We start from the raw sequence: 15,637 nt of genomic DNA, 5'->3' as shown, positions 1-15,637 counted from the left end.
AGGGTAAAACAATCTAATCTTCTTTAGAATCTTTTCCGGAACCAGGACTTTTGAACAAGTCAGCTCTTAATTTTTTAAAAGTATCAACAGAGATTTGTCCAGGAGCTTTCGGTTCACCTAAAGTCATATAGGTGAAGGAAGAATGAAATTTATCACCAAATACTCGCGAAAGAATTCCGAGTTCACCCATACAAATTCCGATCATCGTATTGGTTTTGGATAAAAGTTTAATATCATTTAAAAAATCTGCTGTTTCTTCTATGTCTTCTGGTGTGATAGCAAACTTGAAGATTGGATTTTTTTTCTTCACTGGTTTCGCTTTATTAATGTAATTCGTCATTTCATTCGCAAGAATAGATTTTTTGAAAGAATGGTAGGAATAGATAATCCGATAGTTGAGGGTTTCGTAATTACGAAAGATAGTATCTTCACGATTCAATTCAATATCCAGGTAATTGGCATTATCATTAAAATCTTTGAGGATTCCTTCTACATCTTCATGGAAAAGTTTTACATAAGAACGGACACTGCTGTCTTCTGCTCTTCTGTAGGTAAAAAGCACAGGAAGACCAAGTGCTTTCAATTTTTTCTTCATCTCTTTTTGAATATAGTTTCTAGAAAAAAGATCCAATCGGACTTCGATCACATCGACTTCCTTTACATCTTTTTTTTGTAAATGGCGAAGTTCATCTTCACCAACAGAAGCTATGATTTTGTAGGATTCTGGCATAATATCTTATAGTCCTTTTTGTAATAAATCGTGAAGGGAAATCATTCCCACAAATCGACCTGTTTCATCCACAACGGGAGCCACAGAAATCGGACGTTCCCGCCCTTCCATTTTGATTAAAACATCGTATGCTTTTTCCTCGGGTCGGAAACTACTTGGTTTTGCATTCATCATGTCTTTCGCTGTTACAGTCGGAAGAAGTGTGTTTTTAGTGAGATACTTGCGAATATCGTAGTCAGTGATGAGACCAATGAGTTTGGATTCTGAATCTACTACACCTGTGGCACCAATTCCTTTTTCCGTGATTTCCTTTAAGATGGTTTCAAGATTGGCATCTACAGAAATCGAAGCATTCCTTTCGCCTTTTCGCATAACATCCGATAGATACAATGAAAGCCTTTTTCCCAATCGACCTGCAGGATGGTATAAAGCAAAATCATTGGCCTGAAAGTTTTTTAATTCCATAAGAGCCACAGCAATGGCATCTCCAAGTACCAATGCTATAGTAGTACTCGATGTAGGGGCCAAATCTAAAGGACAAGCTTCTTTTAATACAGGAGTAATGATAACCACGTCCGATAGAGCTGCTAACTTTGATTTGTTGTTTGCTGTGATTCCTACAATTTTTGCTCCAATCTTGCGAAGAGTTGGTAGAATGTAATTTAATTCTTCGGATTCTCCACTTTTACCGATAGCAAGTACAACATCATCCGGTCCAACGATTCCGGAATCTCCATGGGAGGCATCTGTCGGGTGTAAAAAATAAGCAGAGGTTCCTGTAGAAGAAAGTGTATGCGAAATTTTTTTAGCAATATCACCTGATTTACCAACACCTGTAACAATCACTTTCCCAGAAGATTTTAAAATCAAATCAATGCAGTCCTTTACGGATGGATCTAATTGATCACGAAAATGGACAAGAGATGAAATTTCATCATCTAGTGCTTGTTTTACGATGGATATAGTATCTTTTTCTTTCATGTGAGTAATTCCTCCCAGGCCAAATCATCCACTTCAACTTCGTATACAAAAGCGGTGTTAATCTCCGGAATACGAAGTATCACTTTTGTTTTATTTTTAACTTTTATAATTTCCATAGTTTTGCCTACATAGGCACCGCCAATGATGCGAACTTTTTTCCCTTTTTCCAATACGGATTCTGGACTGATGATCAATGATTCTGCATATTTTTGAAGACCAAATTCTAAAATATCCAAATCATCTTGGGTCACAGTCGCGGGTTGGCCCTTATGAAATACAAAATGGTGGGAGCCCGGTAATTGGAGGACTTTATTTTTATCCCGCCAAAAAACAATTTTTACAAAAATATAAGAGGGCAGGATGGGAGTATGAATCCATTTAAACCTGTCTGTCCATTTTTTGCGTTCTTTGCGGATGGGAAGGTAGTTTTCCAAATGGTATTTTTTTAGAAGTAAACTGAGTTTTTTTTCGGCCCTGGGTTTGGTATAAACAATGTACCAAGCACTTTCTTCTATGGAGGGATTAATCTCGGACATCTAAACGGAACCTAATGGGTAGAACAAATTCTTTACCTTTGGAATATTGGAACTGCCAATCGGCGAGTTGCCGACGCACTTGTAAATCAAAGACCGCATACCTACATGCGGTGACCACTGCAATTTTTTCTAGAGTACCATCTTCTTTTACGAGCAATTTATAAACACAAACATCCTCTAATTTTTGTTCCAAGGCGAGAGGAGGATAACTTAGGCAATTTTGGAATTCGGCGATTTCTTTTTCCACGGTTTTGGCCCCATCCTCTGGTGTGGGATTTGTTTGAGAAGAGTCCGAAGGTTTTCCAATTCCTGAAGAAAATTGCAAACGAATCGTAGAAACGGCTCCACCCTCTTTTAGATTTAAAAATGGAGAATCTATGTCCCTTTGGAGGTTATAGCCAAATAGAGCAAATAGAACCAGAAGATGAGATCCAAAAGCGATGGCGAGAGCCTTGTATTTCGGACCTTCAAAAAGAATGTGCATTCCAAGTTCATGAAAAACTTTATTGGAGAGAATGCAATCTCCATTTTCATTGTCCGTATATGCCTTCCAGTTGGGGAAAAATTTTTAGAGTATCGACGTATGGTGAGTCCCACGGAACTTCCGTTGGTGTTGTTGTGGATGGAGTTCCTGCGGGGCTTCCATTTCCAGAAGAAGAAATTCAAAAAGATCTAACGCGCCGTAGACCTGGGCAAAACGATCTTACCACTCCTCGTGATGAAAAAGACCGAATGGTTGTTGAATCGGGAGTGTTTGAAGGAAAAACTACCGGTAGTCCCATCCTCATGAAAGTGAACAACCAAAACACGATTGGAAGTGACTATGATGAAATGGCTCATGTCTTTCGTCCTTCACATGCAGATTATACTTATTCAGAAAAATATGGTCATCGTGCCCATGTGGGTGGTGGCAGATCTTCGGTTCGAGAAACCATCGGCCGCGTTGCCGCTGCAGGTCTTGCTCGTGTGATCTTAGAACGTGAGTTAGGTATCTCCACTGTTGGTTGGGTGGATACTATCGGCCCAATTGATTCAAATATTAGTGAATTAGAATATCCTATCTCAAGGGATATTGTTGACAAGTTTCCAACAAGATGTCCAAATCAATCGGCTAATGATGAAATGGAAACTCTCATTCGTAAACTTCGAGATGAAGGAGATTCGGTTGGTGGAGTGGTTAAAGTTGCCGTGCGAAATCTTCCTCCAGGTCTTGGTGATCCCGTTTATGATAAATTAGATGCCGATCTCGCAAAGGCAATTTTGTCTATTTCTGCATGTAAAGGATTTGAAGTGGGTTCTGGATTTTCCGGTACTCGCCAAACAGGCAGTAAACACAATGATGAGTTTTATATTGAAGAAGGAACAGGAAAAGTAAAAACGAGAACTAACAATTCTGGTGGAATCCAAGGTGGAATTTCAAACGGAATGGATCTGGTTATTCGTGCTGCGTTTAAGCCAACTTCAACGATTAAAAAAGAACAAAGAACCATTAACGATAAAAACGAAGAAACCATTCTAAAAGCTAAGGGTCGTCATGATCCTTGTGTGTTGCCAAGAGCCGTTCCGATTGTAGAAGCTGTGGTCAATCTTGTGCTTGTAGATGCTTATTTATACCAAAGGGCATTACAACCAAAATGGTTTATGAAATATGCGAATTTAGATTCTATACCAGAACAATGAAGGAATTCTAAAACACATGAATCGACCTAAAGTTTATAAAATTTTACTTCTCGAAGATGATGAAAGTACGGCAAAACTGTTATTACATACGTTAGAAAGGTATAACTTTGATGTTACCCACGTTGTGGACGGAATGTCCGGGCTTACTAAAATCAGAAACAACAGTTATGATTTAGTAATTAGTGATGTGAATATGCCTTATTTGGATGGGATTAGTTTTTTAGAAAAGGGAAAGGAAATGTTAAAGATGACTCCGGTCATCATGTTAACTGCAGTTGGTGAAAAAGACCAAGTACGACGTGCTGCCTTTAGTCATGTTACGGCTTATCTCCTGAAACCCATCGCTAACCAAGCTCTCTTGGAAAAAATTGCACAAGTACTGCAGTTAAAACCGGAAAACATCATTGATAAAAAGGAATTTCCATTAGTGATCAACGTCTCCGAATTATCCATTTCTCAGATGTTATTGGAGATTAAGGGTTGCCCGGGCAAAAAATCTTTAGAAGAGATTTATGATCGGTTTATGTTGTCTCTCGCAGGTCGTGGAACTTTCACCAATTTGAGAATCAATCTCGATAAGACCTTCTTTTACGAAGTTCGAGCCTTACAGATCTTGGATGATCTCACTGCAAAAATTCTAAAACATACCAATATTCGAGCAAGTTCCTTCTTTTTGGATTCGGAATTCTTCAATGACAATGTAGTGAATTTACAACCCTACAGCTATCTTTCCGAGGTAAATATAATTTCAAAATGAAGGTTTGACAAAAACCAATGATAGGGTCTAATCAAACGTAGGGGGCCTGTTCTTTGGTTAAGATAAAGATAGACGGAGTCGAATTCGAAGTCGACGAAAAGAAAAACCTCATCGACGCCACAAAAGAAGTTGGAGTCGAAATCCCTTACTTTTGTTACCACCCAGCGTTAAGCATTGTCGGTATGTGCCGCATGTGTCTCATTGAAATTGAGGGCGTTCCTCGTTTACAAGCAGCTTGTAACACTCCTGTAAAGGAAGGAATGGGGATCATAACAAAATCAGACCGAGTGAAAGAAGCTCGTGCTGGTACCATGGAATTTCTCCTCGCAAATCACCCGTTAGATTGTCCTGTTTGTGATAAAGCTGGTGAATGCCGTTTGCAAGACAACGCATTTGGTTCCGGTTCTGGACATTCCAGATTTGAATTTGATAAACGTAATATTCCACAAGAAGAGATTGGAACGAATCTCATCATCAATCATAATCGTTGTATTGTTTGTTATCGCTGTGTTCGTTTTGAAGAAGAGAAGGTCGGCCAGTCTAACCTTGGTCTTTTTGAACGTGGAAATCATTCCATCATTGGCCTTGCTAAATCAGAACCAATTGATCACAACTACCAAGGTGCTTTGGCAGATATTTGTCCTGTCGGTGCACTACTGAATAACAAAACATTATTTAAATCACGTGTTTGGTGGTATAAATCACAAAAATCAGTATGTCATGGTTGTTCTACAGGTTGTAACGTTACAACGAACGTAAGAGATAATAAAATGTATCGTTATATGGTTCGCGAGAACTATGATGAAGGTATGTTTTTTCTTTGTGACAAAGGCCGATTTGATTTGGATTGGATGAATCAAAATCGCCTACATAGTTATTTGGAAGGGGGAAAACCTTCCACATCGAAAGAAGTCATTTCAAAAATTGTAGATCGAATCAAATCGGCAAAAGCGATTGCTGTGTTAGGTGGAGCTCATGAATCCAATGAAACATTAGAATCATTGAAAAAAGGTCTCGCACAGATTTCGCAGGAACTTGGTGGAAAGTCCATTCAATGGGAATCGAGAGTCACTGAGGCACAAAACAAAGAAACGGAACAAGTGGATTTTTTACTTACTAAAGATACGCACCCGAACACAAGAGGTGCCGTAGATTTAGGAATCACGACTACTTCTGGAGTTTCTGGAATCCTCAGTGCTATCAAGTCTGGATCTATTGATTTGGTGATTGTTTTGAAGGAATCTATCCCTGAAGGAATTGATCCATCTAAGGTAATTTCTTTTGATACCAATTTGACTGATGCAGCAAAGAACGCAAGTTTGGCGGCACCAATTCAAATATTTGCAGAATCTGCAGGTAGTTTTACCAATAAAACGGGTCTGAAACAAAACTTTGAACAATCTATGAATGCAATCAAAGGACTATTATCTTCGGCAGGTGTTGTGGATTCAATTTTCCAAAAACTGACTGAAAGAGTGGAGGCATCCGTTGGGAACCATTAATGTAGTCAATGTCGCCAAAAAACACCAGTTTTCTTGGTATGAGAAGTTCTATTTTTGGTCCATCGGTAAAGGCCTTTGGATTACACTCAAACATTTCCTCAAGGTGGCTTTGTTCAATAAACAAGTAACCATCGAATATCCTGATAAAAAACGCCAGTACTCTACTCGTTTTCGTGGAATGCACTCCATGAAACGTGATGAACAAGGTCGGGAAAGATGTACTGCTTGTTTTTGTTGTATGTGGATTTGTCCTGCCAATGCAATTCATATCGAAGCAGCAGAAGTTCCTTCAGAACGCCAACACCTCCATCCGGAAGATAAGTTTGCAAAGAAGTTTGAAATCAACTTACTGCGTTGTATCTTTTGTGGTCTTTGTGAGGAAGCATGTCCTAAAGGTGCCATTTATTTGGATGGAACTGGTGAGATGGCAGCTGACAACCGTGAAGATTTATTTTTAACCAAAGAAAGAATGATGGAAAAAACAGGTGGTCCGATTCTCGGCCAAAGGAATTAAATTCATTCTGTTTGTTTTGTCTCCCCGGTAGATTTTTCTGATTGGAAACTACCGGGTTTCTTTTTATAAACGCAAACGTTTTGATTAAACTCGTGAATGGATTTTTTTTGTTTCTAAACCCTACAAACAATTTTTCCGATCTAGAATTTACAAACAAATTCATGGCAAGAAATTCTTCTAAAATTCTTCTCTGTATTTTGATTTCTATCATTCTATTTGGATATCATTCTGCACTTTCTGCTGAGACAACCATCATTGAAAATGAAGAAGATGAAAAACGTGTTTTAGAAAATCATGCGTTTGAGAAACTACGATTTGGTCTCGCCAATCATATTCATTATTATAAAGTAAAAAAAACAAAAAATACAGTTGTTGAACAACGATCGGGTCGAAAACGATTGTATGATCACAACTTGATCCTTCGTTCCATCTTTCGAAATCGGATTCTACACCATGAATATGGTTCCATCGGACGGTGGTTAGATGGTGCAAGTTTTATAGATTTTGGAAGTGCCATTCTTTATGAAGAAGGTGCGGTCACGGTTCGAGATTTGTACGAAGACCAATTCCTATCTCGGTACATTAAAAAAATTGTAGCAACCGATATTAATGATCCGGAATACGATCACACTCGTTACATAGAAATTCATATGACGGAAAGGGATCCTTTCCCCTTTGCTTTTAATGAAATTCCTTACCGATTGGACGACCCAGAATACATTCGAGTACTCACAAGGATCTATACCCCGAATGAATTTTCACCGGTGATTTTTCGTAGTACCAATTCTGGGCCTGATTTGTTTTATACTGTAGAGGAGATGCGAGACCATTTCCGATCGGTTTTGGATGCAAATCCTCACCGCACCATTTTGTACTTCTTCAATCGTTATATTTTCTTTCGAACTCCTTGCGAATCCAAGTTCCAACTCATCGGAACCATCGATGAAAAGGTCGGAGTGAACCATAGTTTTAGCGCATGGCGATACGTGGACTGGAACAAAAGGGAATTTTCTGAAGCCATCGAGCCCAATTTTCGATACATCCGGATTGCCGATGAACGAAATGAAAGCAAAGCGGACCAATGGGATTCTATGATTTCGGGATATGGGTGCCAAATCCGAGCAAAAATGGTCTACTACCGTCACAAATTCATGAAAACTATGACGAAATGATGATTTTTTTACTTTTCTTGTGAGGCGAACTCTGTACGTTTTTCCTAGAAACACCCAGAGAGAGGTAAACCCATGGGGAATTCCTATATTATTGATGCTGTCCGAACTCCGAGAGGAAAGGGCAAAAAACGCGGGACACTTGCATCCGTCCACCCACAAGAATTAGCTGCTGCCACATTAAAAGCCATCCAATCACGTACCGGAATTGATCCCAAAACGGTAGAAGAAGTTGTTATGGGTTGTGTATCCCAAGTTGCTGACCAAGCTGCATGTATTGCGCGTTATGCGGTTATGGCAGCTCATTGGCCAAAAGATGTTCCAGGTTATACTGTGAACCGATTTTGTGGATCAGGATTACAAGCACTCAACAACGTAGCAAACCATGTTGGATCGGGAGCTATGGAACTTGGGGTTGGTGGTGGAGTTGAATCCATGAGCCGTGTGAAAATGGGTGATGATATGGTCGGTCGTGATTTTAACGTTGGTAACGATAAAATTGCCGCACATTACAATCTCGTTCCACAAGGGATTTCTGCAGACCTAATCGCAACTAAGTATGATATTTCTCGTGAAGAAGCAGATCGTTTTGCCGAATCTTCACAACAAAAAGCACATGCAGCCATTCAAAATGGATATTTTAAAAAATCTGTGATCCCAATTACTTTGGATGATGGTACTGTTGTGACTGAAGAAGAAAACCCACGTTTGGAATCTGATTATGCATTCCTTTCTGGTCTTGGTCCTGTATTCAAAACAATCGGTGAAAAAGAATTAGATGCCATCGCATTACGTTCTTATCCAGAAGTAACAAAAATCAACCACATCCATACACTTGGAAACTCTTCCGGAATCGTGGATGGTGCGGCTGCGATTTTAGTTACCAATGATGATGGTTTGAAAAAATACGGTTTGAAACCACGTGCTAGAATTCTTGCAACAGTGGCAACTGGTGAAGATCCAACGATCATGTTAACAGGCCCTGTTTCTGCTTCTCAAAAAGCATTGAAACAAGCAGGACTTACTGTAAAAGACATTGACCTTTGGGAAATCAACGAAGCATTCGCCTCTGTTGTGTTATATGTAAAGAAAACACTCGGAATTGATGAATCCAAAATCAACGTAAATGGGGGATCGATTGCCCTTGGACATCCGCTCGGAGCAACGGGAGCCATCTTAACTGGAACCGTTCTAGATGAGTTGGAAAGAAGAGACCTTCGTTACGGTCTAATCACTCTTTGTATCGGTGGCGGAATGGGAATTGCGACCATCATTGAAAGATTGAAGTAAACTTACCATTTGAACAAACACGTTTAGATCCTGTAAAATTGGGGTTTAAACGTGTTTCGTTGATTCACTCCTTTGTTAGTAAGCTAAGATACCAATACCACTGTCTGTAGCGATTTATGGCAAAGCGCATAACCTGGTCTTGTTGGGTAGCTCCCTTTTTTCATCCACAAACAGCGATTTTATCCTAGTTAGGGATTTTTACGTATTGCGTTTATTTCAGGAAAAACTGAGTAATGTACTATGAACGTAATCGAAACCATTCCGGGAATCCATTGTAAACAATGCGATTTTAAAGTGGCAGAACAAACTTCCTTTTGCCCCTCCTGCGGAAGTGAATCCATTGAGACTGTAAGTCTAAAACCAAATGGAATCATCCATTCGTTTACGGTTGTATATGTTGGATTTGGCCATATGGCTGCACGTGCTCCTTACGTTTTGGCGATTGTACAAACGGAAGAAAATGTAAAACTAACTACTGTGATTGAAGGTGTTACTGACTTTAACGTCGTAAAAATTGGAGACAAGGTTCGATTCAAAGGTATGGACGAAAAGATTGGCCCTGTATTTCAATATTAGAATTTTTTAATTACGTATTATCTAAATCGCATCATTCATTATGAATGTATGTTAGTGGTATTAAATTGTTTTGTAAACGATATAAGTGAAAAATGAAATCGACTTCTTCAAAACAAAAAAATAAATCCAAACAAAAATATCCCATTCCATCAGAAGAAATATCATCATATTATTTTAACTTAACTCCTGTAATGTTAGATAAATTTATGGAAATCCGAACTTGGATTTATGAATTATCGGAATCAGATGAACGTATTGGTGAAATTGAAGAATGTTTAAAATGGGCTGAGCCGAGTTTTTTAACTCCCAAAACCAAATCAGGTTCTACTATTCGTATAGGCAAAGTGGATGATTCCGAATTTGCCCTTTATTTCAACTGTAAAACCACGATAGCAAAGGAGATTGCAATTGAATTTCCTGAATTGAATTGTGATGGAAGAAGGGCATTATATTTATCAGCCAGTAAAAAACTTCCCAAATCCAAACTCATTACGTGTTTAAAGAAAGCATTGTTATATCATAAAAGAAAATCAGATTTATCTTAGGAACTAAAGAGGACTTGGTTCGTTCATTGTAATTCTATGGATTCAGAGGAAAGTGTAGATCATGAAATCAAAGGCAGGTTCTTTCCAATATAAACTCCGAGTTCGGTATTCAGAAGTAGATTCTCAAGGGATTGTTTTTAACGCCAACTATTTGAATTATTTGGATGTAGCTATTACCGAATACTTTCGATCGAAAGGAATTTCTTATTCTGAATTTATCGATCGTTACCAACTTGATTTTCATGTCGTACAATCGTTAATTGATTATCGAAATGGTGCTAAGTTTGATGATGAGTTGGAAATTTCATTAGATCCAAGTTATCAGTCGTCTAAAATTTTTTGGTCGTTTCAGATTCACTGCAACGACAAACGAATCTGTTCAGGGATGCTTACTTATATTACAGTGAGTCATGTAACAAAGAAAATTGTCTCGTTACCGAAAGAGGTGGGTCAATTGATGCAGTTTGAACTGAAGGTAGATTTAAAACCCACTGAATGAGCTGGTTTTGAAAGTCTAAGATTTTTTTCACAACCATCTCAAATCCCCGCGCCACCGATCGAAGCGGAAATCCTTTCCGTATACAATTCATTTTGATATTAAAATTGAATGGGAAAGATTGGAGCGGAGAGCGGGATCGGTTTTCCAAAAAGTGAGGTACCTCGATGGATTCGAGGCGCCCACAGAATGTAAATCAAACATATTTAGAAAGAATATAAACCTTAGAAGTTACTCGTTTTTCTTTGACCTTCAGGTTCTTTTTGTCCTCGCCAACCGCCACCAAGTGCTTTATACAAACCAACGTTAGATTCTAATAAACTGTATTTTAATTCATACACTTCGATTTGAGCTTCTAAGAAATCCCGTTGTGTGAATAAAACATCGATGTAATCAATGCGGCCGGCTTTAAATAGAATGTTAGAAATTTCTACTGATTCTTTTAGGTTCAATACTTGTTTGGTTTTTGCTTCAAACTTTTGGTTTAAATTGTTTATTTTTACAATTTGGTTGGTGACTTCTGTAAAAGCTTTCAGTAGGGAAACTTCATAATTGTATAAAGCTTGGATTTGAAGATTGTTTGCCGTTGCGTAGTTCGCTTCAATGGCTTTTCTGTTGATGAGTGGAGCAATGATTCCACCGCCTAAACCATAAGCGAGCGATACAGGTGTTCCTTTAAAATGTTTAGAATTAAAGGCTTCATATCCAATGTTTCCATCAATCATAAGTGAAGGATAAAATTTTGCCCGAGCCACTTCGACATCCAATTTTCTCGATTCTAAAATCAAGGTAGCTTGTTTGATGTCTGGTCGATTTTCCAAAAGATCAACAGGAACTGATTTTTGAATTTCAGGAAGTGTGATGTCTAAAAAATCTCCTGATTTTCTTGTGATTTTTTCTGGGAACCTTCCGAGTAAAAAGTTCAAACGGTTTTCAGTGATGGCAATTCGTTGGACGATATCAAACTTTCTTGCTAAGTTTTTAGAAACTTCTGCTTCAAAACGTTTTACGGCGAGTGAGGTTGTTCGCCCAGCTTCTCTTTGTAGAACAACAATCTCTTTGACTTTGGTTAGTACTTCAATGTAGTTCTCCACCAAAGTGAGTTGGTTGTCGAGGGCGATGAGTTCAAAATAAGTATCAGTTATTTCGGCCACTAAGTTAGTGACAACATATCGTTTTCCTTCGATTCCAGCCAGATAACGAAGATAAGCTGACTTAGTTGCGTTTCGTAATTTTTTCCAAATATCAATTTCCCAACTCATCACAAGCCCACCATGGGCAAAGAGAGTAGGAGAATTTGCATTTGGTGTACTAAAACGTTCTTTTTGTTCGCTTCCACCATCAGCTTGGAGGGATAATTTTGGAAGGTATTCCCCTTGTCTTGCAAACACTTCATTGTTAGAAATATTGATTTCTTGTTCTAAGATTGCAAGTTCCTGGTTGTTTTCAATCGCAACGTCAATGAGTTCCACTAACTGTGATTCTTTGAAAAATTCCTTCCAAATTTGATTTACCAACTTCTCCGATTTTTCGGAACTTTCCCAATTTAAAAATTCATCAGGGAGTTTTAAATCTTCTTTGTCTCTTTCTAAAAGAGCGGGAATACAAGAGAATGTGAATAAAAATATTGAGGTAATGATAATTCGTTTCATTTTACTTCTTTCCCCTTTTCATTTTTTTTCTTTCTACTTCTGAACTTAGGTAACTCTCAGGAGATTCTGTGAGTGGCATAAGATCTTCTTTATAGATTAAAGTTTTACCTTTTGCTATGTTTGCAAAGATAATGTATAAGCCTGGAACGATAACCACACCAAAGATAGTTCCGAATACCATACCACCTAACGCACAAGCACCGATTGTATGATTGGCGATGGCTCCGGGGCCCGTTGCAAAAACCAGTGGTAATAAACCGGCAACGAAAGCAAACGATGTCATAAGGATGGGGCGAAATCTTGCTTTTGCCCCTTCGAGAGCAGCGTCAAATATTGTTAAACCTGCTTCTTGTCGCTGCCTTGCAAATTCTACAATCAACACGGCGTTTTTCCCAAGAAGACCGATTAACATAATCATCCCAATTTGTGCATAGATATCGTTGGCAAGACCTAACAATTTCAAAAGAAAGAAAGTTCCGAAAATTCCTGGTGGGAGTGATAGGATCACCGAAAAAGGAATGATAAAACTTTCATATTGAGCGGAAAGAACAAGATAAACAAATACGATCACCGCGAGGAAGATAAAGATGGCTTCATTCCCTCTGGCAGCTTCGTCGTAGGAAAGACCTTCCCAACCCACTTCAAATCCTGAAGGCAAATTTTGTGAGGCTTTGCGAATTGCTTGGATGGCATCTCCGGTCGTATAACCTTTATTTGGTAAAACATTGATTACCGATGATGTATAAGCATTGTATCTTGTAATTTCATTGGCACCTTGTTTTTGTTCGAGAGACAAAAACGCTGAATAAGGAACCATTTCACCTTTGTCATTTGGAGTGAATAAACTCAAAATATCAGATGGTAACCTACGAAATTCAGGAAGTGATTGAACATAGACTTTAAAGAATTGGTTAAAACGAATGAACCCTTGTTCATAAGTACTACCAACGAGAATGTCCAAATTGTCCATAGCTTCACCTATGTTGACACCTTTTTGCATCGCCAATTTTCGATCCAATTTTACTTCGAGTTGTGGAAACTTTGCTGAATAAAAAGAAAATAGTCCTGTTAACTCTTCTCTCTTTCTAAGTTCACCCATGAACTCTTCATGAACTTTATCAAAGGCCGTATAATCTCCGCTATTTGTTTTGTCTAACAAACGAAACATAACGCCGCCGGCTGCCCCAAATCCTGGAACGGCTGGAGGTTCAAAAAACTCAATGATGGCACCGAAGTTTTTTGTATTGTGTTCCAGTTCTTCCATCACATCGTGAACGGAATTTTTTCGATCCGACCAATCTTTTAAACTGATAAGGCAAGTTCCTGCGTTGGAACCTTCACCTTCTGTTAAAATTTCATAACCAGCAAGGGAAGCAACTGAGTCCACACCTTCAATTTTAAGTGCAACTTCTTGGAGTTTGCGAGCAACATCGTTTGTTTTTTCAATCGTTGATCCGGGAGGAGTTTGTATGACGGCGTAAATCATACCTTGGTCTTCTCCTGGAACAAATCCGGCGGGAACAATTTGTGTTAGTACCAGAAATCCAACAGTAAAACCAAGAAGGATGGAAACAATAAACACTTTCGATCCAGAAAAACGATGCATTAAGTTTACATATTTTTCTGTTACTTGATCAAAATAGAAATTGAATTTGGTTAAGAAGATATCGATGGGATTGTGAGTTTTTTTATCGTGAGAATGTGGTTTTAGAATCATGGCTGTTAACACTGGAGTGAGTGTTAAAGCTACAAATCCTGATAACACAATAGACGTTGCCATTGTGATCGCAAACTGTCGGTAAAAAACTCCCACAGGTCCCGGTAAAAAAGTTACAGGAACAAAAACCGCTGTCATCAGGAGTGTAATGGCAATGACTGCACCACTGATTTCTCCTAAAACACTTTTTACAGATGCATAAACACTTAAATGTTCTTCCGACATTTTTGCATGCACTGCTTCCACAACAACGATCGCATCATCCACAACAATTCCGATGGCAAGAACCATCGCAAATAGTGTAATCAAGTTTATGGTAAGACCTAAGGCTAACATAAAAGAAAATGCACCAATTAAGGATACGGGAACTGCTATGATGGGAATGAGTGTGGACCGCCAATCTCCTAGGAAGATAAACACAACGATGGCAACAAGGACAAAGGCTTCTACCAGTGTATGAATTACTTTTTCGATTGCGGCATCGATAAAATTTGAAACGTCATAACTGAGTTTGTAATCCATCTGCGGAGGAAATGTTTTTTTCAGTTCCTCTAACTTTGATTTGATATCCTCGATAACTTCCTTTGCATTACTTCCCTCCGTTTGTTTGAACATGATGGCGGCGGCGGGATGACCGTCCACATCGGAATAAATATTATAAAACTCACTATCCAGTTCCACTTTGGAAATATCTTTTAAATATAAAACTTCCCCGCCGGTTTTGGCTCGGATGATGATATTTTCATATTGTTGTGGTTCGTTGTACCAACCTTCATAAGTGAGTGTATATTCTAATGATTGAGCTTGTTTTCCGGAACTTTGTCCAAGCCGGCCTGGTCTTGCAATGATACTTTGGTTTTGAATGGCTTTCATCACTTCGGATGTGGTTACATTGTATGCACGCATTCGATCTGGATTCAACCAAACACGCATGGCGTACTGTCTTGTTCCCAAGATCTTTGCCTGACCAATCCCATGGATTCGTTTTAATTCAGGAAGTAAGAAAACCGTGGCGTAATTATAAAGAAACTTCTCACTAGCATTGGGATCTTTGCTGTATAGGTTTACGTACAACAACATACTTGGTTGTACGGGTTGTACAAAAATTCCCTCAAGACGAACCAATTCTGGAACACGATACATCATCTGATCGACCCTAGTTTTTACTTGAACTAAGGCATCGTTTGGATTGGTTCCTGGTTCAAATAAAACTTGAATGATTGCATCACCAGAGCTTGTGGATGATGAAATCATATATCGCATCCCAGCAACTCCGTTGATAGCTTGTTCGAGAGTTGTGATGGTTGATTGGACTAATACTTGGGCACTCGCACCAGGAAAGGATAAAGTAATGGTTACCCTAGGTGGTGCAATTTCAGGAAATTGTGATACTGGAATGTTCTTGATGGAAATCAAACCAACAAACACAATTAATACGGATAAAACAATAGCAAGGACGGGCCTTTGGAGAAATTTAGTAAACATAAATTGA

The 15,637-nt window shown here is 38.7% G+C and carries 15 protein-coding genes; 9 read left to right on the top strand and 6 right to left on the bottom strand.

Features of this window, described 5'->3' with window-relative positions; translation table 11 throughout:
- Nucleotides 1-13 precede the first annotated feature (13 nt).
- Genes EHQ49_RS01535 through EHQ49_RS01520 form a run of 4 tightly spaced genes read right to left on the bottom strand, consistent with a single transcriptional unit; the run spans nt 14 to nt 2,731 of the window.
- On the bottom strand, nt 14-730 hold the full coding sequence (locus EHQ49_RS01535) for a type I 3-dehydroquinate dehydratase (protein ID WP_135575696.1): 717 nt from the start codon (nt 728-730) through the stop codon (nt 14-16).
- 6 nt (nt 731-736) lie between these two features.
- The gene (locus EHQ49_RS01530) at nt 737-1,711 is read right to left on the bottom strand and encodes a KpsF/GutQ family sugar-phosphate isomerase (RefSeq protein ID WP_135575694.1); all 975 of its coding nucleotides are present in this window, start codon (nt 1,709-1,711) and stop codon (nt 737-739) included.
- On the bottom strand, nt 1,708-2,247 hold the full coding sequence (locus EHQ49_RS01525) for a UpxY family transcription antiterminator (RefSeq protein ID WP_135575692.1): 540 nt from the start codon (nt 2,245-2,247) through the stop codon (nt 1,708-1,710). The genes EHQ49_RS01530 and EHQ49_RS01525 overlap by 4 nt, the downstream gene beginning before the upstream one ends.
- Entirely contained in the window at nt 2,234-2,731 is a 498-nt protein-coding gene (locus EHQ49_RS01520; RefSeq protein WP_244241295.1) for an LIC_10042 family TonB-like protein, read from the bottom strand. The genes EHQ49_RS01525 and EHQ49_RS01520 overlap by 14 nt, the downstream gene beginning before the upstream one ends.
- Nucleotides 2,732-2,790: 59 nt before the next feature.
- On the opposite strand from EHQ49_RS01520, the gene aroC reads away from it, so the two are divergent.
- From aroC to EHQ49_RS01475, 9 genes are all read left to right on the top strand, one after another.
- Complete coding sequence (aroC, locus tag EHQ49_RS01515) at nt 2,791-3,927, top strand: chorismate synthase (RefSeq protein WP_135575688.1); 1,137 nt, start codon at nt 2,791-2,793, stop codon at nt 3,925-3,927.
- Nucleotides 3,928-3,943: 16 nt separating this feature from the next.
- The gene (locus tag EHQ49_RS01510; protein WP_135575686.1) at nt 3,944-4,684 is read left to right on the top strand and encodes a response regulator; all 741 of its coding nucleotides are present in this window, start codon (nt 3,944-3,946) and stop codon (nt 4,682-4,684) included.
- Between the two features lie 53 nt (nt 4,685-4,737).
- A complete protein-coding gene (locus EHQ49_RS01505; protein WP_135575684.1) occupies nt 4,738-6,186 on the top strand; it encodes an NADH-quinone oxidoreductase subunit G in 1,449 nt (482 codons plus the stop codon).
- Entirely contained in the window at nt 6,173-6,700 is a 528-nt protein-coding gene (locus EHQ49_RS01500; RefSeq protein WP_135575682.1) for a NuoI/complex I 23 kDa subunit family protein, read from the top strand. Before EHQ49_RS01505 ends, EHQ49_RS01500 begins: the two co-directional genes overlap by 14 nt.
- 161 nt (nt 6,701-6,861) lie before the next feature.
- Nucleotides 6,862-7,872 (top strand): hypothetical protein, encoded by a 1,011-nt coding sequence (locus EHQ49_RS01495; RefSeq protein WP_135575680.1) that lies wholly within the window; start codon nt 6,862-6,864, stop codon nt 7,870-7,872.
- A 72-nt stretch (nt 7,873-7,944) separates the two neighbouring features.
- A complete protein-coding gene (locus EHQ49_RS01490) occupies nt 7,945-9,159 on the top strand; it encodes an acetyl-CoA C-acetyltransferase (RefSeq protein ID WP_135575678.1) in 1,215 nt (404 codons plus the stop codon).
- 240 nt (nt 9,160-9,399) lie between these two features.
- On the top strand, nt 9,400-9,735 hold the full coding sequence (locus tag EHQ49_RS01485) for a Zn-ribbon domain-containing OB-fold protein (protein ID WP_135575676.1): 336 nt from the start codon (nt 9,400-9,402) through the stop codon (nt 9,733-9,735).
- A gap of 92 nt (nt 9,736-9,827) precedes the next feature.
- Complete coding sequence (locus EHQ49_RS01480) at nt 9,828-10,280, top strand: hypothetical protein (protein WP_135575674.1); 453 nt, start codon at nt 9,828-9,830, stop codon at nt 10,278-10,280.
- A 61-nt stretch (nt 10,281-10,341) separates the two neighbouring features.
- Nucleotides 10,342-10,779, top strand: a complete 438-nt coding sequence (locus EHQ49_RS01475; protein WP_135575672.1) for an acyl-CoA thioesterase — start codon at nt 10,342-10,344, stop codon at nt 10,777-10,779.
- 221 nt (nt 10,780-11,000) lie between these two features.
- On the opposite strand, the gene EHQ49_RS01470 is transcribed toward EHQ49_RS01475, so the two are convergent.
- On the bottom strand, nt 11,001-12,428 hold the full coding sequence (locus tag EHQ49_RS01470) for a TolC family protein (RefSeq protein ID WP_135575670.1): 1,428 nt from the start codon (nt 12,426-12,428) through the stop codon (nt 11,001-11,003).
- Between the two features lies 1 nt (nt 12,429).
- Nucleotides 12,430-15,630, bottom strand: coding sequence for an efflux RND transporter permease subunit (locus EHQ49_RS01465; protein ID WP_135575668.1), 3,201 nt, complete (start codon nt 15,628-15,630; stop codon nt 12,430-12,432).
- Nucleotides 15,631-15,637 lie beyond the last annotated feature (7 nt).

The sequence above is a fragment of the Leptospira perdikensis genome (assembly GCF_004769575.1).
In the GTDB taxonomy this organism is placed as follows: domain Bacteria; phylum Spirochaetota; class Leptospiria; order Leptospirales; family Leptospiraceae; genus Leptospira_A; species Leptospira_A perdikensis.
Note: the sequence above shows the minus strand (reverse complement) of the source record. Positions and strands in the feature narration are given on the sequence as shown.